This window comes from Micrococcus sp. GPGPB33, from assembly GCF_037853785.1.
Classification (GTDB): domain Bacteria; phylum Actinomycetota; class Actinomycetes; order Actinomycetales; family Micrococcaceae; genus Micrococcus; species Micrococcus luteus.
Genome location: NZ_JAQMWO010000002.1, coordinates 1,252,660 through 1,270,903, shown reverse-complemented (window position 1 = coordinate 1,270,903; position 18,244 = coordinate 1,252,660). Strand labels below are relative to the sequence as shown.

Below are 18,244 nucleotides of genomic sequence, written 5' to 3'. Positions count from 1 at the left end.
CCTTGGTTCAGTGGTTCTCAGGTGACGTCTTGTGGATGCGGGATCGGGCCCGGCTCAGACTTCCTCCACCGAGCTGGGCTCGGCGTGGGAGAGGTCGATGCCCAGCTCCTCGGCGGCGCGGTAGACCTCGTCCTCCGCGTCGCGCATCTCGATGGCCTGGCCGTCGGCGGAGAGGACCTCCACGTTCAGGCAGAGGGACTGCATCTCCTTGATGAGCACCTTGAAGGACTCGGGAACACCCGGCTCCGGGATGTTCTCGCCCTTGACGATGGCCTCGTAGACCTTCACGCGGCCGTGGATGTCGTCGGACTTGATGGTCAGCAGCTCCTGGAGGGTGAACGCCGCGCCGTACGCCTCGAGCGCCCACACCTCCATCTCGCCGAAGCGCTGGCCGCCGAACTGGGCCTTACCGCCCAGCGGCTGCTGCGTGATCATCGAGTACGGGCCCGTGGAACGGGCGTGGATCTTGTCGTCCACCAGGTGGTGCAGCTTGAGCATGTACATGTAGCCCACGGACACCGGGTCCGGGAACGGCTCGCCGGTGCGGCCGTCGAACAGCTGCGCCTTGCCGCTGTCGCTCATGAGACGGTCGCCGTCGCGGGTCACGTTCACGTGGCCGAGCAGGCCCGTGATCTCGTACGCCTCGGCGCCGTCGAACACCGGGGTGGCCACGTTGACCGGACCGGACTGCCGCGGGAAGTTCGGCAGGTCCTTGATCCACTCCGGCTCGCCCTGGATGTCCCAGCCGCGCGAGGCGGCCCAGCCCAGGTGCAGCTCCATGACCTGGCCGAGGTTCATGCGGCCGGGGACGCCGAGCGGGTTCAGCACGATGTCCACCGGGGTGCCGTCCGCCAGGAACGGCATGTCCTCGAGCGGCAGGATCTTCGAGATGACGCCCTTGTTGCCGTGGCGGCCGGCCATCTTGTCGCCGTCGGTGATCTTGCGCTTCTGCGCCACGTAGACGCGCACCAGCTGGTTCACGCCCGGGGGCAGGTCGTCGTCCTCGTCGCGGTCGAAGATGCGCACGCCGATGACGGTGCCGGACTCGCCGTGCGGCACCTTCAGGGACGTGTCGCGGACCTCGCGGGACTTCTCGCCGAAGATCGCGCGCAGCAGGCGCTCCTCCGGGGTCAGCTCGGTCTCGCCCTTCGGGGTCACGCGGCCGACCAGGATGTCGCCGGCCTCCACCTCGGCGCCGATGTGGATGATGCCGCGCTCGTCGAGCTGCGAGAGCACCTCCTCGGACACGTTGGGGATGTCGCGCGTGATCTCCTCGGCGCCCAGCTTGGTGTCGCGGGCGTCGACCTCGTGCTCCTCGATGTGGATCGAGGTGAGGACGTCCTCCGAGACCATGCGCTGGGACAGGATGATCGCGTCCTCGTAGTTCAGGCCCTCCCAGGGCATGAACGCGACGAGGAGGTTCTTGCCGAGCGCGAGCTCGCCGTTGTCCGTGGCGGGACCGTCGGCGATGATGCTCAGCGGCTCCACCCGCTCGCCCTCGGAGACGCGCACCCGCTGGTTGTAGGCGTTGCCCTGGTTCGAGCGGGCGAACTTCATGATCGGGTAGTGCGTGGTGGTGCCGTCGTCGTTCATGACGGTCACCAGGTCCGCGGCCACCTCGGTCACGACGCCGCCCTGGGTGGCCGTCACGGAGTCGCCCGCGTCCACGGCCACGTACTTCTCCATGCCGGTGCCCACGTAGGGGGCCTCGGAGCGGAGCAGCGGCACGGCCTGACGCTGCATGTTCGCGCCCATGAGCGCGCGGTTGGCGTCGTCGTGCTCGAGGAACGGGATCAGGGCGGTGGCCGCCGACACCATCTGGCGCGGGGACACGTCCATGTAGTCGATCTCGTCCACGGTCGAGAGCACGGGCTCGCCGTCGCCGCCGCGCTGGCGGCAGAGCACGAACTCCTCCTCGAACCGGCCGTCCTCATCCACCGGGGCGTTCGCCTGGGCGATCTGGAAGGCCAGCTCGTCGTCGGCGGTCAGGTAGTCCACGGTGTCCGTGACCCGGCCGTCGACCACGCGGCGGTACGGGGTCTCGATGAAGCCGAAGGAGTTGATCCGGCCGAAGGTCGCCAGCGAGCCGATGAGGCCGATGTTCGGGCCTTCCGGGGTCTCGATGGGGCACATGCGGCCGTAGTGCGACGGGTGGACGTCACGGACCTCCATGCCGGCACGGTCGCGGGACAGGCCGCCCGGGCCGAGCGCGGACAGGCGACGCTTGTGCGTCAGGCCGGCCAGCGGGTTGTTCTGGTCCATGAACTGGGACAGCTGCGAGGTGCCGAAGAACTCCTTGATCGCCGCCACCACGGGGCGGATGTTGATCAGGGTCTGCGGGGTGATCGCCTCGACGTCCTGGGTGGTCATGCGCTCGCGCACGACGCGCTCCATGCGGGACAGGCCGGTGCGGATCTGGTTCTCGATCAGCTCGCCCACCGCACGGATGCGACGGTTGCCGAAGTGGTCGATGTCGTCGATCTCCACGCGCACATCCACCGGCTCGCCGTCGCGCGTGCCCTTGATGACGGTCTCGCCGGCGTGCAGCGCGGCGATGAAGTGCACCATCTGGACGATGTCGTCCTCGGTGAGCACAGACGCGTTGGGGTCGCCGAGGTGCACGTCCACGCCGAGCTTGCGGTTGAGCTTGTAGCGGCCCACCTTGGCGAGGTCGTAGCGCTTCGGGGTGAAGTACAGGTTGTTCAGCAGCGTCTGCGCGGCGTCGACGGCGGCCGGCTCGCCCGGGCGCAGCTTGCGGTAGATGTCGAGCAGGGCCTCGTCCTGGTCCGCGGTGCCGTCCTTCTCGAGGGTGGCGCGGATGGAGTCGTAGTGGCCGAACTCCTCCAGGATGCGGGACTCGGTCCAGCCCATGGCCTTGAGCAGCACCGTCACGGGCTGCTTGCGCTTGCGGTCGAGGCGGACGCCGACCTGGTCACGCTTGTCCACCTCGAGCTCGAACCAGGCGCCGCGCGAGGGGATGATCTTCGCGGAGAAGATCTCCTTGTCCGAGGTCTTGTCCGGGGTGCGCTCGAAGTAGGCGCCCGGGGAGCGGACCAGCTGGGAGACGACGACGCGCTCGGTGCCGTTGATGATGAACGTGCCGTTGCGGGTCATCAGCGGGAAGTCGCCCATGAAGACGGTCTGCTGCTTGATCTCGCCGGTCGTGTTGTTCATGAACTCGGCCTTGACGTACAGCGGGGCGGAGAAGGTCGCGTCGCGATCCTTGCACTCCTCCTCCGTCATCTTGGCGTCGGCGAACTCCGGCTCGGCGAAGGACAGGGACATGGTGCCCTGGAAGTCCTCGATCGGGGAGATCTCCTCGAAGATGTCCGTCAGTCCCGAGGTGACGGGCACGGAGTGGTCGTCGGCGGCCAGGGCGGCGTCCACGCGCGCAGCCCACCGCTCATTGCCGATCAGGCGGTCGAACGACTCGGTCTGCAGCGCCAGCAGGTCCGGCACGTCCAGCGGCTCGGAGATCTTGGCGAAGGAGACGCGTCCGGCGGAGGCGCCGGATCGCGGGGAGACGGTAGCGGTTTCGTTGGAGGTGCTCGAGGCGACCACGTAGGATCCTTCCACAGGCCTTCTGGGTTCCGTTCGCTCCCCTGCCGCGAGACGGCGGCGCCGGCCCACCGCTATATGAAGGCCGTGCGGAACCGTGCGGGCCACGGCGGGACGCGGGGTCCTGCGGGCGGCACGGAACAGGGGAGATGCAAAGATCCATCCTATCCCCGCCCGTCTCCCCTGTCCAGCCGCGGGTGCGTGACCTGGGACGCCACGAGGCCCCCGGTCCGCAGTGCGGATCCGGGGGCCTCGTGAGGAAGCGTGATGCGGCTCAGGCCGCGATCATCACTTGAGGGTGACGGTGGCGCCGGCGCCCTCGAGCTGCTCCTTGGCCTTCTCGGCGGTCTCCTTGTTGACGCCCTCGAGGATGGGCTTGGGAGCGCCGTCCACCAGGTCCTTGGCCTCCTTCAGGCCGAGGGAGGTGAGGGCGCGCACCTCCTTGATGACGCCGATCTTCTTGTCGCCGGCGGCCTCGAGGACGACGTCGAACTCGTCCTTCTCCTCGGCGGCGGCGGCCTCGGCACCACCGGCGGCACCGCCGGCGGCGGCCACGGCCACGGGGGCGGCGGCGGTGACGTCGAACTTCTCCTCGAACGCCTTGATGAACTCGGACAGCTCGATGAGGGTCAGCTCCTCGAACGCGGCGAGCAGCTCTTCGGTGGTCAGCTTGGCCATGATGGCTCCTTTACGGGTACGTCTTGACTACGTGTGAAGTGGTGGGCCGTGCAGCCCGGGGCGGACTGCTCAGGCAGCCTCGCCCTGCGCGGCGCGCAGCGCCTCGACCGTGCGGACGGTCTTGGACAGCGGCGCCTGGAACAGGGCGGCAGCCTTGGACATGCTGCCCTTCATCGCGCCGGCGAACTTGGCCAGCAGCACCTCGCGGGACTCGAGGTCCGCGAGCTTCTTGATGCCGGCCTCGTCCAGGGGCTGGCCATCCATGTAGCCGCCCTTGAGCACGAGCTCCTCGTGATCCTTGGCAAAGTCACGCAGGGCCTTCGCGACGTTGACCGGGTCTCCGGTCACGAACGCGATCGCGGTGGGCCCGGACAGGTGAGCCTCGAGGCCCTCCAGACCGGCGTCCTTGGCCGCGATCTCGGCCAGCGTGTTCTTCGCCACGGCGTAGGTCGCGTCCTGACGGATGGAGTCACGCAGCTGCTTGAGCTCCGTCACCGTCAGGCCACGGTATTCCGTCAGAACAGCGGCGCTGGACTCACGGAACAGGTCCGTGAGCTCAGCCACCGCCGACTCCTTCGCGGACGTCGCCATGGTACTCCTCTCGATGATGCGTGGGAACCGCCACCCCGAGACGAGAAAACGCCCCGTGCAGATGCACGGGGCGCAGCAGGAGCATCGACGCGGTCGGACCCGGAGGGTCGACGTGCGGATGCGAGCGTGGCTCACGTTCACCTGCGCGGGCCGTCTCCGTCAGGGAGATCCTTCGGTGGGCTCTGCCCGGAGGCAGGACACCACGACCGGCGGTCTTCGGTAGGCACCAGCGTACACGTCCGGGGCGGGCCCGCAAAATCGGTCCGGGACGACGGCGGCCGGCCGTCCCGCTGCGGGGACGACCGGCCGGCGTCATGGGCCCCGGTCACCGGGGCCGCGCCGCTCAGAGCTCGGAGGAGTCCACCGAGGTCACGTTCGGGTCCATGGGCACGCCCGGGCCGAAGGTGGTGGCCACGGTGGCCTTGGAGATGTAGCGGCCCTTGGAGGAGGACGGCTTCAGACGCAGGACCTCCTCGAGGGCTGCGGCGTAGTTCTCGACCAGGGCCTTGGCCTCGAAGGAGGTCTTGCCGATGATGAAGTGCAGGTTGGAGTGCTTGTCGACGCGGAAGTCGATCTTGCCGCCCTTGATGTCGGCCACGGCCTTGGCCACGTCCGGGGTCACGGTGCCGGTCTTGGGGTTCGGCATCAGGTTGCGGGGGCCGAGCACCTTGCCCAGACGGCCGACCTTGCCCATGAGCTCCGGGGAGGCCACGGCGGCGTCGAAGTCCACCCAGCCCTCGGAGATCCGGGCGATCAGGTCGTCGTCGCCCACGACGTCCGCGCCGGCGGCGCGGGCGGCCTCGGCGCGGTCACCGGTGGCGAACACGACGACGCGGGCGGTCTTGCCGGTGCCGTGGGGCAGGCTCACGGAGCCGCGGACCATCTGGTCGGCCTTGCGGGGGTCGACCGAGAGGCGGAGGGCCACCTCCACGGTGGCGTCGGTCTTGGAGGGGTTGGTCTCCTTGGCGAGGCGGATCGCCTCCGCCGGCGAGTACAGATCATCGCCGATCGCGGCCTTGGCCGCCTTGTATGCCTTGCTGCGCTGTGCCATCTGCGTTCTTCTCCTTGTGCAGTCGTGGTCTGCGGGCCGCGCTCGGCCCTGCCACTGGAAGGGGGTGGGGGTGGGCGTCAGCCCTCGACGGCGATGCCCATCGAGCGGGCGGTGCCCGCGATGATCTTGGCGGCGGCCGGCACGTCGTTGGCGTTCAGGTCCTCCATCTTGGTCTGGGCGATCTCCTCGCACTGGGCCTGGGTCAGCGTGCCGACCTTGGCCGTGTGCGGGGTGGCGGAGCCCTTGGCGACGCCGGCGGCCTTCTTGATGAGCTCGGCGGCCGGCGGAGTCTTGGTCACGAAGGTGAACGAGCGGTCCTCGTACACGGTGATCTCGACCGGGACCACGTTGCCGCGCTGCGACTCGGTGGCGGCGTTGTACGCCTTGCAGAACTCCATGATGTTCACGCCGTGCTGGCCCAGGGCGGGGCCAATGGGCGGGGCCGGGTTGGCGGCGCCGGCCTGGATCTGAAGCTTGATCAGACCGGTGACCTTCTTCTTGGGAGCCATGAGTGGATCCTTCTCTCACTGGGGGACCCTCGGCGCAGGAGCGCACCGGGGGCGGTGGCCGCCGTGGCGCGGCGGCCGGTGCCGCGTCCGGGCCGGCAGGCGGCCGGCCCGGTGCGGAAGCGTCGGGTGTCCTCAGATGGCCTTGGTCACCTGGTTGAAGGACAGCGTCACGGGGGTCTCACGCTCGAAGATCGAGACGAGCACCACGAGCTGCTGGGCTTCCGGCTTGATCTCGGAGATCGTGGCCGGGAGGGTCTCGAACGGGCCGTCGTTGACGGTGACCGACTCGCCGACCTCGAAGTCCACGTGGATCGCGGGGGCGGCGGGCGCACCGGACTCGGCCGAGGCGGGGACGGCCAGACCGGCCTTCTCGGCGGCGCGGGCGGCCTCCTGGATCACGGACGGGGCGAGCATGTCGTACACCTCGTCCAGGCTGAGCGGCTGCGGGTGGTGGGCGTCGTTGCCCACGAAGCCCGTGACGCCCGGGGTGTGCCGCACGACGCCCCACGAGGCGTCGTCGAGGTCCATGCGGACGAGCACGTAGCCCGGGATGCGCACGCGCGAGACGATCTTGCGCGTCGTGTTCTTGATCTCCACGACCTCCTCCATGGGGACCTCGATCTCGTAGATCGAGTCCTCCATGTCCTGGGTCAGGATGCGGGCCTCGAGGTTCGTCTTCACGCGCTTCTCGTAGCCGGCGTAGGTGTGGACGACGTACCAGTCGCCGGGCTGGCGGCGCAGGCGGGTGCGCAGCTCCTCGGCGGGGTCCACGGCGGGCTCGTCGTCGGCCTGCCCCTCGACGGGTGTCGGCGCGTCCTCGCCCTCGGCGACGGCCAGGTCGGCCTCCTGCACGGTGGCCTCGGCGGTCTCGTCACCGCTGCCGGCGGGCTCGTCCAGGGCGTCCTCGACGGGCGTGCCGGCGTCCTGCGCGGTCTCCTCGGCCACGGCGTCCTCCGACATCGGGACGGACTCCTCGGCGGGCTGACGATCCAGTTCCTGCTCGGACACGGTTCCTGCTTTCTGCTGACGGACGGCGGGCCCTGCCGTCGGGGAGGGCCCTCACGGGCGTGCGGGGGACGCGTCCTGCGACGTCGGGACCGTCCGCGCCGGGCTCAGAGGCCGCCGGCGCCGAACAGGAGACCCGCCACGGTGCCGAACACCCAGTCCAGCCCCATGACCAGCAGGATCATGAACGCCACGAAGGCGAGCACCACTCCGGTCGTGCGCAGCAGCTCCTCGCTCGTGGGGGTGACGACCTTGCGGAGCTCGTCCACCACCTGGCGCAGGAACAGCGCGATCCGCGCGAACAGCCCGCGACGCTGCCTGCTCGGCGTGGGGGCGGGCCCCCCGCCGTTCGCCGCCATCTCAGTCACGTGGCCTCACTCGTCGGATCGCCGAATCGCTTTCTACACGTCCGATGCCGAGCACGAGGCCCGGCATCGAGCAGGGCAGACAGGACTCGAACCTGCAACCTGCGGTTTTGGAGACCGCTGCGCTACCAATTGCGCCACTACCCTTCGGACCGACGGAGCCGACCGAACCCTCGCGGGATCGACCGCGAACGCGGTACCGGAGATCCAGGATACGCCATCGGGCGGCGGGAGTCGAACGGGCCCCGGGCAGTCAGTACCCTGGCAGGACGGAGCCCCGCTCCGCCCCGCCCTCCCCGTCGAGCTCGAAGAAGGTCCCCATGGCCGCGCCCGCCCGCCGCGTCTCCGCCCGTCTGTCCGCCATCGCGCCCTCCGCCACCCTCGCCGTCGACGCCCGCGCCAAGGAGCTCAAGGCCGCCGGGCGCCCGGTGATCGGCTTCGGCGCCGGCGAGCCCGACTTCCCCACCCCGGACTACATCGTGGAGGCCGCCGTCGCCGCGGCCCGGGACCCGAAGAACCACCGCTACTCCCCCGCCGCCGGCCTGCCCGAGCTGCGCGAGGCGATCGCGGCCAAGACGCTGCGCGACTCCGGCGTGTCCCTCGAGGCCGCCCAGGTGCTCGTGACCAACGGCGGGAAGCAGGCCGTGTACAACGCCTTCGCCGCCCTGCTGGACCCGCAGGACGAGGTGCTCGTCCCCGCCCCCTACTGGACCACCTACCCGGAGGCGATCCGCCTGGCCGGCGGCGTGCCGGTCGAGGTGTTCGCCGGCCCCGAGCAGGGCTACAAGGTCACCGTGGACCAGCTCGACGAGGCCGTCACGGACCGCACCAAGGTGCTCCTGTTCGTCTCCCCCTCCAACCCCACCGGCGCCGTGTACTCCCCGAGGAGACGGCGGCGATCGGCCGGTGGGCACGGGAGCGGGGGCTGTGGGTGGTCACCGACGAGATCTACGAGCACCTGACCTACGACGGCATGCCGTTCACCTCGATCGTCCGCGCCGTGCCCGAGCTGGCGGAGCAGTCCGTGATCCTCAACGGCGTCGCCAAGACCTACGCCATGACGGGCTGGCGCGTCGGCTGGATGGCCGGTCCGCTGGACGTGGTCAAGGCCGCCACGAACCTGCAGTCCCACGCCACCTCGAATGTGGCCAACGTGTCGCAGCGGGCCGCGCTGGCCGCCGTCGCCGGCCCGTTGGACGCCGTGGCGGAGATGAAGACGGCGTTCGACCGCCGGCGCCGGGCCATGGTCGAGGCCATGGACGCCGTGCCGGGCTTCCACTGCCCCACCCCGCAGGGCGCGTTCTACGCGTACGTGGACGTGCGGGAGGCGCTCGGGAAGACCTACCGCGGGGGCGTCACCCCCACGACGTCGGCCGAGCTGGCCGCCTTCATCCTCGACGAGGCGGAGGTCGCCGTGGTCCCGGGCGAGGCGTTCGGCCCGTCCGGCTACCTGCGACTGTCCTACGCGTTGGGCGATGCGGACCTCGCGGAGGGCGTCGAGCGCATCCGCGCCCTGCTCAGCGCCTGAGCCGCACACCCCACCCCTGAGCCCCGCGACGCCGCGCGCCGCGGGGCTCAGGCGTATCCGCGGCGCGCGGCCCAGCGGGTCAGCTCGTGGCGGTTGGAGAGCTGGAGCTTGCGCAGCACGGAGGACACGTGGGTCTCGACCGTGCGGTCCGAGATGAACAGCTCCGCCCCGGCCTCCCGGTAGGTGTATCCGCGGGCGATCAGCCGCATGACCTCCCGCTCCCGTGCCGAGAGCCGGTCGAGGTCCTCGTCGGGGGCCGCAGCCCCGCTCGTCGCCGCAGCGGTGACGGGCGGAGGCGCGGGCGCCGTGCCGCGGAAGGCGTCGAGGACGAACCCGGCCAGCCGGGGCGAGAACACGGCGTCGCCGTCGGCCACGCGGACCGCCGCGTCCGCCACCTCGGCGCCGGAGGCCGTCTTGGTGATGTAGCCGCGGGCCCCCGCACGGATCACGGCGACGACGTCCTCGGCCGCGTCCGAGACGGACAGGGCCAGGAACCGCTGCGCGGGTCGGCGCGCGAGGACACGCTCGGCCACCTCCGCTCCCCCGCCGCCGGCCCCGCCGGGCAGGTGCACGTCCAGCAGCACCACATCCGGCGCCAGGTCCAGCACGGCGCGGACGGCCTCGTCCACGTCCCCGGCCTCGCCGAGAATGGCCAGTCGGTCCGGGTCCAGGTCGGCGCGCAGGCCGGAGCGGAAGATCGCGTGGTCGTCCACGATGACGGCCGTGCGCGGGGCGGGGTCGGTCATGGGTGCTCCTGTCCGGTGCGCGCTCGCGCACCCTCGGGCTCGGCCAGCGTCAGGTGGACCTCGGTGCCGCCCGGGCCGGACCGGATGCGGGCGGTCCCGCCGGCACGCTCCATGCGGCCGAGGATCGACTCCCGCACGCCGAGCCGGTCGGCCGGGACCGTGGGCAGGTCGAAGCCGGGGCCGCGGTCCCGGACGAACACCTCCGCGACGGTGCGGCCGCGGTCGTCCTCACCGGCCTCCGCGAAGACCTGCGCGTCGCCGGCGTGCCGGGCCGCGTTCTGCATGGCCTCGCGTGCCGCGGCCGCGAGCGGCTCGAGCCACGCCCCCGCGGCCCGCCCCACGGCCACGACCTCCACCCGGGCCCCGTGGGCGTCCTCGACGGCGGCGGCGTGCTGGTCGAGCGCCTCCGCCAGGGAGTGCGGGCCGCCGCGGGAGTCCAGGGCGAGGAACTGACGCAGCTCACGCTCCTGGGCGCGGGCCACCCGGGCCACCACGTCCGCGTCCTGGGCGCGCCGCTGGATGAGGGCGAGGGACTGCAGCACCGAGTCGTGCAGGTGCGCCGCGATCTCGGCGCGCTGGGCCTGCACCGCGAACGCGGTCCGCTCCGCGTCGCGTCGGCGCAGCCAGGCCAGGGCGTAGGGCATGGCCACCAGCGCCGCGCCGGCGAGCATCGCGACGGCGGCCAGCAGAGCCCGCCACAGCTCGCCCGAGCTCACGGCGCCCAGGACGATGGCCAGCACCGCCAGCAGCACGAGGGCCGTGCCGAGCACGAGGCGGACCAGTCGTCCGCTCCGCCCGGCCCGGGGCCCGCCCGCCAGGTCGAGCTGCATCCAGGCCAGGCCGAGGCCGATCACGAGGACGGCCACCGGGCCCACGAGCGCCCAGTCGACGGTGAGGCCGAGGCCGTCCGCGACGGTCAGCACGCCCACGCCGAGCACCACGGCGGCCAGCAGCACCGGCCAGCCGCCCTCGCGCACCCGCTCGAGCACCTCGGGGGCGCGACCACGCAGGGTGGGGGCGTCGGCGGCGGGGGCGCCGTCCGGACCCTCCTCCGGCATGAGCAGCCAGAGCCACACGTACAGGGCCAGGCCCGCGCCGCCCAGCAGGCTCAGCAGCGCCAGGGCCGCGCGGACGCGGCCGGCGGGCATCCCGAGGTGCCGGGCGAGCCCCGCGGCGACGCCGGACACCGGACGGTCGGCCCCGTGCCGCATCAACGGCGGACGCGGGGCCGGCGCGGGCGCGGACGGGGTGGGCATGCCCCCATCCTGCCGTGTCGGACGGGGCGGCACATCCGGGGAGGATTCCGGGAGTTCCCGGATGGGCGGGGGCCGCAGGCGGACGAGGATGGAGACATGACGAGCACACACGACCCGTTCACCGGCCCCGGCCCCCACGTCGCCCCCGACGGAGCCGCCTCGGGCGAGACCGGCCCCGACGGACTGGACGCCCTGCCGGGCTGGCTGCGCCGCGCCGTCCTGAGCTGGGGCGTGCGCCGCTCGCCGGCCTCGTGGGTCGGCGGGGTGCTCGGCGGGGTGGCCGAGCGCTACCGCATCGACCCGCTGCTCGCCCGCGGCGTGTTCGTCGCCGTGTGCATGGTCTCCGCGGGCCTGGGCCTGCTGGCCTACGCGGCCGCCTGGGCCGTGCTCCCCGACGCCGACGGACGCGTGCAGTTCGGCCGCCTGCGCCGCAGGGAGTGGCAGGACGCCACCGTGGCCATCGGCGTGATCGGGGCGATCGGCGCCCTCAACCTGCTGCTCGGCGCCGGGTTCACCCTCATCGCCCCGGCCGTGGGCGGCCCCGGCTCCCTCCTGGGCCTGGGCGCGCTGGCCGTGCTCGTCTGGTGGCTCGTGACCCGCTGGGACGGCCGGGCGCAGGCCCGCGTGGCCCCGGGCCGGGCCCCCGACGCCGACCAGCCCAGCCACGCCGTGCCGCGCCCGGCCTGGTACGTCGGCGGAGGTCCGCGCGAGCGGGCGGCCGAGGTCACCGACCCGCACGGCTTCCACCCCGAATGGATCGACCCCGCGACCGGCACCTGGCGCGACCACGTCCACTCCCGCGAGCGGCGAGCCGCGGCGCGCCTGGCCGAGGAGGCCCCCCGGGCAGCCACCGCCCCGACCGGCTCGGGGTCCGCAGCCACGGCCGCGAAGCCGCGCCTCGGGCCGATCGCGCAGGCCGCCACCTACGCCGGGGCCGTCCTCGCCGCGCTCGCCGCCCTCGGGATCAGCCTGCTGCTCGGTGTCGGTCCGACCCCCACGCTGCTGGCGGTGCCGATGCTCGTGGCCGCGCTCGCGGTGATCGCCCCCGTCCTGCTGGGCGCTCTGCTCAGCGGCCGTCGTCCCGGCACCCTCGGCCCGGCGAGCGGCATCCTCGTGGGTGCGACGGCCCTCCAGGTCGCCGTCCTCGTGGCCCTCGGCTGACCCGCCGCCCGTCGCCCGTCCCCTGACGCGACGCGGCGGGCACGCCTAGGGTGGTGCCGACCCCCACGAGAACGCCCGAGAGGACCCCCATGCGCGTCGGAATGCTCACCTCCGGAGGCGACTGCCCCGGCCTCAACGCCGTCATCCGCTCCGCCGTCCTGCACGGCATCAAGTCGTACGACATGGAGATGGTGGGCATCCGCAACGGGTGGTCCGGCCTGATCGAGAAGGACGTCGAGGACCTGCCCCGCTCCCGCGTGCGCGGCCTGGCCCGCACCGGCGGCACCATCCTCGGCACCTCCCGCACGCACCCCTACAACGCGGAGGGCGGCGGCCCGGAGAACATGCTCCGCAACCTGCGCGAGCTGGACATCGACGCCGTCATCGCGATCGGCGGCGAGGGCACCCTGGCCGGCGCGAACCGCCTGGCCGCGGACGGGCTGCCGATCGTGGGCGTGCCCAAGACGATCGACAACGACCTGCAGGGCACCGACTACACGTTCGGCTTCGACACGGCCGTGCAGATCGCCACGGACGCCATGGACCGGCTGCGCACCACGGGCGAGTCCCACCACCGCTGCATGGTCGCCGAGGTCATGGGCCGCCACGTCGGCTGGATCGCCCTGCACTCGGGCATGGCCGCCGGCGCCCACGCGATCCTCATCCCCGAGGTCCGCACCCCGATGTCCCAGGTCGCCGAGTGGGTGCAGCAGGTCCACGACCGCGGTCGCTCCCCGCTGGTCGTGGTGGCGGAGGGCTTCGTCCCCGAGGGCCACGACGACCCGCTGGCCGAGGCCGGCGTCGAGGCGTCCGGCCGGCCGCGTCTGGGCGGCATCGGCGAGTGGGTGACCCGCGAGATCGAGGAGATGACCGGCATCGAGACGCGCAGCACCATCTTGGGCCACATCCAGCGCGGCGGCGCCCCCACCGCCACGGACCGCGTGCTCTCCACGCGCTTCGGCATGGGCGCCGTCGACCTCGTCGCCCAGCGCCGCTGGGGACAGATGGTGGCGGCCAACGGCACGGAGATCATCTCCATCCCCATGAGCGCCGCCCTCAAGGGCCTCAAGAAGGTGCCGGTCTCCCGCTACGACGAGGCGAAGATCCTGTTCGGCCGGTGAGACCCGACCACCCCGCCGTCGGCGTGCTGGCCCTCGGGCTGGCGCGTCGGCTCGGCCTGCCCGACACCGCGCTCCTGCCCGGCGACGCCCCGGCGGCGGGCGCCGAGCCGCGCCGCATCGAGGTGGCCCGGCAGGATGTGGCCGAGGCGGAGGTGCTGGCCCTGCCCTGGGCCACCGTCGTGGCGGGGCCGGCGTGGTTCACGCGTGCCTGCCGCGGCGTGCCCGCCGAGGCGCTGGGCGTGGAGTCGGCCCTGCTGCGGACGGCGGTGCGCGCCGCCGCCGGGGAGGCCGTGCGCTCCCGCGGCGAGTTCACGCTCTACGCCGCCGAGGAACCGCCGCCGGTCGACCCCTCGCGCACCGTCGCCGTGTCCGACGACCCCACCCACGTCCACGCCGTGGTCGCGCAGGCCCCCGCAGACGACGTGGCCGAGGCGGGTGTCCCCTCCTGGGAGTCCTCGGTCGCGCTCGTTCCCGACGACGGCGCGGGACGGGCGATCGAAGCCGCGGTGGCGGCGGCGGGGCATCGCGTGACGGGCGGCGTGCTGGCCTCGCTGGGCACCCTCACCCCACCGCGGCTGCGCGGTCGTGGGCTCGGCCGCTACGCGGTGGCCGTGGCGATGGACCGGGCGGCGCTGGAGGGGCTGCTGCCGTTCGCCGAGGTGCCGGCGGGCCACACAGCCGCGCACCACGTGGCGATCGCCGTCGGGCTGGAGGCGGCGGGCACGCGGACCGTCCTCGCGCTGGACTGAGCCGGCGAGTCGGTCAGCGCAGGCGGCCCACGCCGCGCGGTCGGCCGACGACCTGCCCGGCGTCCGGGGACACGAGCGGCTCCTGGCTCGCGGCGATCCAGCCGCCCTCGGCGGCACCGTCCTCGCCGGGAGCGTCCTCGCGGACCAGCAGCTCGGCGTCCACGGGCACCGTGCGCTTGAGCAGCGCCAGGGCGACGGCGCCCGCCTCATGGTGCTGGGCCGCGGCGGTGACCGTCCCCACCGGACGGGCGGCGGCGCGGGCCTCGGGCGTGTCCTCGGCCGGCCGGAGGATCACGGGGGCACCGTGCTCGGGGAGCGCGTGGACGGAGCCGTCCAGGAGCAGGCGGGTGAGGCGGCGGGGCGGGCGGCCCAGGTTGTGCACGCGCGCCACGGTCTCCTGACCGCGGTAGCAGCCCTTCTCGAGGTGCACGGCGGTGCGCAGCAGGTCCAGCTCGTGCGGGATCGCGCGGTCGTCCACGTCGAGGGCCCGGCGGGGGCGGCCGGCCTCGATGCGCAGCGCCTCGGCCGCCGTCGTGCCCGCCAGGGACCAGCCCGCGAGCACGCCCGTGCCGAGCGCGCGGACGGTGGCCTCGAGGTCGGCCCGGGTGACGAGGTACTCGCGCCAGGACCAGTCCGCACCCGGGTGGGTCGCCGGATCCGGATCGGCCGTGTAGGCCCAGCCGCCCGCCCCGACGCGCGGCCACGGGTCCAGCCACACGGTGCGGTCCTCCCAGCCGGGCACGGGCGCGGTGGCGCCCACGACGGCGACCGCCCCAGTGTGGTCCCGCAGCGTGACGTCGTGGGAGAAGCGCATCGAGGTGAGCCACGCGGCGAGGCCCGGGCCGTCCTCGCGGTCCGTGACGAGCCAGGCCGCGGCGCCGTCCTCGAGCAGGTGGGCGGCGTGCTCGATCCGCCCCTGCACGTCGAGGAAGAGGATCTCGGTGCTTGTGCCGGGGGGCAGCGTCTCGACGTGCTGCGTGCCGAGCGTGTGCAGCCAGCTCAGCCGGTCCGGGCCGGACACGGAGAGCACGGCCCGGTGGGAGAGGTCGACCAGGGCGCGGCCCCGGGCGAGGGCGCGCTGCTCGGGCAGGGGGCGACCGTAGTGCGCGGCGACGCCGGCGTCCGGGCCGCGGCCCTCGACGGCGCCGCCGGCCGGCCCCTGCGGCTCGGCCACGGCCAGGTCCAGCAGCGGGCTGCGGGAGGCCGTCACGACTGCTCCCCGCGAGCCCCGCGAGGACGCTCGGCCCCCGGGGCGAGCCGACCCTCGGCCGCGCTCGGCATGCGGTCCAGGATGGCGGAGGCGTGCGCCTCGAGCTCGGCGCCCGCGGCGTCCGCGACGTCCCAGCGCCAGAACAGCTGCCCGTTCACGAGACCGGCCATGCGGGTGGCCCGGTGGTACGGGCCGGCGGCGGAGCCGCGCAGGACCGCGTCCGTGGCCAGCTGCAGCTGCGGGCCCTTGATGCGGCCGTAGTACAGCTCGGACAGCGAGCCCGGATGCGTGATGGTGGCGGTCAGGCCGAAGCCCTCGTCGCCGGCGCGCAGCCGCTCGACGTCCTCGGCGGAGCGGAACGCGGGGACGATGTCCGCCGGGCGCATGCCGGGGCCGACGTCGCCGTCGCGCCGCGCCCGGTCCACCTGCCAGAAGCCGGACTCCACGGTCAGCGAACGCAGCAGCGTGCCGTCCGCCTCGCACAGCCACGACTCCGCGCGGTACTCGACGAACGGCAGACCATGCTCGGTGAAGTCCACCCGCTGGTAGAAGATCTCGGTGCCGGCGGAGCCGTCGCCGAGGCGGCCCTGGCCCTCCCAGCTGCCGATGAGCCAGGACAGGGGCGCGAGCTCGGGGGTGAGGTCGTACGGGAGTTCAGTCGCCATGGCAGATCACGGCGCGGCCCGACAGCGGGCCGCGCGTCCTCAGCGCTGGCCCTTGAAGAGGCCGCTGATGACGACCGCGGCGACGGCGGCCATGCCCAGGCCGGCCAGGACCACGAGGGCCAGGAAGAAGATCTCGAGCGCAAGAAGGGTATCCATGCGGGACATCCTACCGAGCGGGCCCGACCTGTCAGGCCAGGAAGCCCACCATGACGTGCGCCACGACGCCGGCCGCGCCCACGGGCGCCAACGCGAGGGCATAGCCCGCCCGGCGCGGGCGCAGGGTGGTGCCCACCGGCCGGTCCTCGGGCCGGGGTCGCGACGACGGCGCCGTGGCGGCGGTCAGGGACACGAGCACGGCCACCGCGAGCGCCGCGGCCGTGACGGCCGGCCGGTCCCGGGTGCCCACGCCGGCCAGCGCCGAGACGGGCCACGCGAGCACCGTGCCGAGGGGGATGACGACGAGCGCCAGGACCCCCGGCCGGCCCTGCATCCACGGGGTGAGGCCGACGAGGCAGACCGCGGCCACCGTGACCGCCAGCGTGATGACCAGCCCGGCGACCGCGGGGGTGTCGGTCCAACGTGAGACGGCCACCCAGCACGCCGTCACGACGGCCATGAACGCCCCGCCCATCGTGGCGACGGTGGACTCGAGGCGCAGCGGCCGGCCGGTCCCGCGCACCAGCTGGACGACGAACGAGGCCATGGTGCTCCAGGCGACGACGACGGCGAGCGGCTCGAAGAGCGTCCAGGCCCCGCTGCGCCCGTCCTCGAGCGGCGGCCACAGCAGCATGAGCAGCACCGCGACGGCCCCGGCGACGGCCAGGGTGACGCTGAGCGAGAGGCGCGCGGGCGCCCCCATCTGCCGCGGCCAGCCCCAGGCGATGACCAGGATCACGACGGCGGCGGCGAGGGCGGCGGGGACCGGGCCCAGCAGCGCGGCACCGCCCAGGACGAGGGCGGCGACGGCCGCACTCAGGGCCATGGACAAGCGCATCACCTGCCCCATCCTGCCAGGTGCGCACCGGCTCGGCCCTGGGCGGGCGACGGCGGGGCGCACCTCGCGGGCCACCGTCCTCCTTCCGTAGGGTGGCCGGCATGGCCGAACACCCCACCCCCACGACCTCCGACGCTGACGGCATGCCGCGCGTCGTCACCCCGCGCCCGGAGGAGGCGAGCGCCGTCCTGGACCTGGCCGACCGCGCCGGGGCGGCGGACGGTCATCCCCCGCTGTCGGACCAGACGCGCGTGCTGCTCGCCCGCGGCGGGCAGCTCTGGTGGGGGGCCACCCGGGGCCCGGACGGCGCGATCGACGGGGCGGCCGTGCTCGTGCCCGAGGGCGCGGCGGCGGTGCTCGAGCTCGTCGTCGACCCGGCCGCACGCCGCACCGGCCGGGGGTCGGCCCTGGCCGAGGCCGCGGCCGCCGCGGTCCGGGACCTGGCGCGGGAGGAGACCACGAGCGTCTGGGCCCACGGCATGCTCCCGGGGGCGGTCCGGCTCGCCCGGCGGCACGGCCTCGAGCCCGTCCGCGAGCTGCGCCGGATGCGCCTGTCGCACGCGGCGCTCGCGGCCCTGCCGGAGGTGCGGCTCGCCGACGGGGTGGCCCTGCGCGGCTTCGTCCCCGGCCAGGACGAGCAGGCCTGGCTGGACGTGAACGCCGCCGCCTTCGCGGACCACCCCGAACAGGGCAGCCTGACCCGCGCCGACCTCGACGACCGCATGGCGGAGGACTGGTTCGACGCCGACGGCCTCCTGCTCGCCGCCCGCGAGGCGGACGGGCGGCTGCTCGGCTTCCACTGGACGAAGGTGGAGCCGGATGCCGGAGCCGACGGCCCGCGCGTCGGGGAGGTGTACGCCGTGGGCGTCTCCCCCGACGCCCAGGGCCTCGGCCTCGGTCGGGCCCTGACGCTGGCGGGGCTGCACCGGATGGCGGAACAGGGAGTCGACGTCGTGGACCTGTACGTGGACGCGGACAACACGGCCGCCGTCGCGCTCTACGCGTCCCTCGGCTTCGAGCTGTTCGCCGCCGACGCCCAGTACCGCCGCCCCTGAGA

Annotated in this window: 16 protein-coding genes, 1 tRNA gene and 1 pseudogene; 5 read left to right on the top strand and 13 right to left on the bottom strand. The window is 73.6% G+C overall.

Annotated elements, in window-relative coordinates:
* Nucleotides 1–54: 54 nt before the first annotated feature.
* The 8 genes from rpoB to POD19_RS06040 all read right to left on the bottom strand — a co-directional run bounded on the left by rpoB (nucleotide 55) and on the right by POD19_RS06040 (nucleotide 7,904).
* Nucleotides 55–3,561 (bottom strand): DNA-directed RNA polymerase subunit beta, encoded by a 3,507-nt coding sequence (gene rpoB / locus POD19_RS06075; RefSeq protein WP_036317750.1) that lies wholly within the window; start codon nucleotides 3,559–3,561, stop codon nucleotides 55–57.
* A gap of 285 nt (nucleotides 3,562–3,846) precedes the next feature.
* Nucleotides 3,847–4,236 (bottom strand): 50S ribosomal protein L7/L12, encoded by a 390-nt coding sequence (rplL, locus tag POD19_RS06070; RefSeq protein ID WP_036317747.1) that lies wholly within the window; start codon nucleotides 4,234–4,236, stop codon nucleotides 3,847–3,849.
* Nucleotides 4,237–4,305: 69 nt separating this feature from the next.
* Complete coding sequence (gene rplJ / locus POD19_RS06065) at nucleotides 4,306–4,827, bottom strand: 50S ribosomal protein L10 (RefSeq protein WP_070708780.1); 522 nt, start codon at nucleotides 4,825–4,827, stop codon at nucleotides 4,306–4,308.
* Nucleotides 4,828–5,170: 343 nt separating this feature from the next.
* The gene (rplA, locus tag POD19_RS06060) at nucleotides 5,171–5,878 is read right to left on the bottom strand and encodes a 50S ribosomal protein L1 (RefSeq protein ID WP_073116807.1); all 708 of its coding nucleotides are present in this window, start codon (nucleotides 5,876–5,878) and stop codon (nucleotides 5,171–5,173) included.
* A 77-nt stretch (nucleotides 5,879–5,955) separates the two neighbouring features.
* Entirely contained in the window at nucleotides 5,956–6,387 is a 432-nt protein-coding gene (rplK, locus tag POD19_RS06055; protein ID WP_144820104.1) for a 50S ribosomal protein L11, read from the bottom strand.
* A 132-nt stretch (nucleotides 6,388–6,519) separates the two neighbouring features.
* Nucleotides 6,520–7,395 (bottom strand): transcription termination/antitermination protein NusG, encoded by an 876-nt coding sequence (nusG, locus tag POD19_RS06050; protein ID WP_144820105.1) that lies wholly within the window; start codon nucleotides 7,393–7,395, stop codon nucleotides 6,520–6,522.
* Nucleotides 7,396–7,499: 104 nt separating this feature from the next.
* Nucleotides 7,500–7,751 (bottom strand): preprotein translocase subunit SecE, encoded by a 252-nt coding sequence (secE, locus tag POD19_RS06045; RefSeq protein ID WP_036317743.1) that lies wholly within the window; start codon nucleotides 7,749–7,751, stop codon nucleotides 7,500–7,502.
* Between the two features lie 80 nt (nucleotides 7,752–7,831).
* Nucleotides 7,832–7,904, bottom strand: a tRNA-Trp gene (locus tag POD19_RS06040).
* A gap of 173 nt (nucleotides 7,905–8,077) precedes the next feature.
* On the opposite strand from POD19_RS06040, the pseudogene POD19_RS06035 reads away from it, so the two are divergent.
* A pseudogene (locus POD19_RS06035) lies at nucleotides 8,078–9,285 on the top strand (pyridoxal phosphate-dependent aminotransferase).
* A gap of 47 nt (nucleotides 9,286–9,332) precedes the next feature.
* On the opposite strand, the gene POD19_RS06030 reads toward POD19_RS06035, so the two are convergent.
* Together POD19_RS06030 and POD19_RS06025 are read right to left on the bottom strand one after the other, a co-directional pair.
* Nucleotides 9,333–10,031 (bottom strand): LuxR C-terminal-related transcriptional regulator, encoded by a 699-nt coding sequence (locus POD19_RS06030; protein ID WP_036317741.1) that lies wholly within the window; start codon nucleotides 10,029–10,031, stop codon nucleotides 9,333–9,335.
* Nucleotides 10,028–11,287: an ATP-binding protein gene (locus POD19_RS06025; protein ID WP_036317738.1), complete on the bottom strand. Its 1,260-nt coding sequence runs from the start codon at nucleotides 11,285–11,287 to the stop codon at nucleotides 10,028–10,030. The genes POD19_RS06030 and POD19_RS06025 overlap by 4 nt, the downstream gene beginning before the upstream one ends.
* A gap of 96 nt (nucleotides 11,288–11,383) precedes the next feature.
* Between POD19_RS06025 and POD19_RS06020 the strand changes: the two genes are divergently transcribed.
* The 3 genes from POD19_RS06020 (at nucleotide 11,384) to POD19_RS06010 (ending at nucleotide 14,318) form a co-directional block, all read left to right on the top strand.
* Nucleotides 11,384–12,448, top strand: a complete 1,065-nt coding sequence (locus POD19_RS06020; protein WP_102708516.1) for a PspC domain-containing protein — start codon at nucleotides 11,384–11,386, stop codon at nucleotides 12,446–12,448.
* 89 nt (nucleotides 12,449–12,537) lie between these two features.
* A complete protein-coding gene (locus POD19_RS06015) occupies nucleotides 12,538–13,569 on the top strand; it encodes a 6-phosphofructokinase (RefSeq protein WP_036317733.1) in 1,032 nt (343 codons plus the stop codon).
* Nucleotides 13,566–14,318, top strand: coding sequence for a hypothetical protein (locus tag POD19_RS06010; protein ID WP_135019253.1), 753 nt, complete (start codon nucleotides 13,566–13,568; stop codon nucleotides 14,316–14,318). The genes POD19_RS06015 and POD19_RS06010 overlap by 4 nt, the downstream gene beginning before the upstream one ends.
* 13 nt (nucleotides 14,319–14,331) lie before the next feature.
* Here the strand turns inward: POD19_RS06010 and ygfZ are convergent, their stop codons facing one another.
* The 3 genes from ygfZ to POD19_RS05995 form a co-directional block, all read right to left on the bottom strand.
* Nucleotides 14,332–15,528: a CAF17-like 4Fe-4S cluster assembly/insertion protein YgfZ gene (gene ygfZ, locus POD19_RS06005; protein ID WP_095694872.1), complete on the bottom strand. Its 1,197-nt coding sequence runs from the start codon at nucleotides 15,526–15,528 to the stop codon at nucleotides 14,332–14,334.
* Entirely contained in the window at nucleotides 15,525–16,193 is a 669-nt protein-coding gene (locus tag POD19_RS06000) for a nitrobindin family protein (RefSeq protein WP_135019254.1), read from the bottom strand. Before POD19_RS06000 ends, ygfZ begins: the two co-directional genes overlap by 4 nt.
* 187 nt (nucleotides 16,194–16,380) lie before the next feature.
* A complete protein-coding gene (locus tag POD19_RS05995) occupies nucleotides 16,381–17,187 on the bottom strand; it encodes a hypothetical protein (RefSeq protein WP_228070389.1) in 807 nt (268 codons plus the stop codon).
* 101 nt (nucleotides 17,188–17,288) lie between these two features.
* Between POD19_RS05995 and mshD the strand changes: the two genes are divergently transcribed.
* Nucleotides 17,289–18,242, top strand: a complete 954-nt coding sequence (mshD, locus tag POD19_RS05990; protein WP_135019256.1) for a mycothiol synthase — start codon at nucleotides 17,289–17,291, stop codon at nucleotides 18,240–18,242.
* The last annotated feature ends 2 nt before the right edge of the window (nucleotides 18,243–18,244 follow it).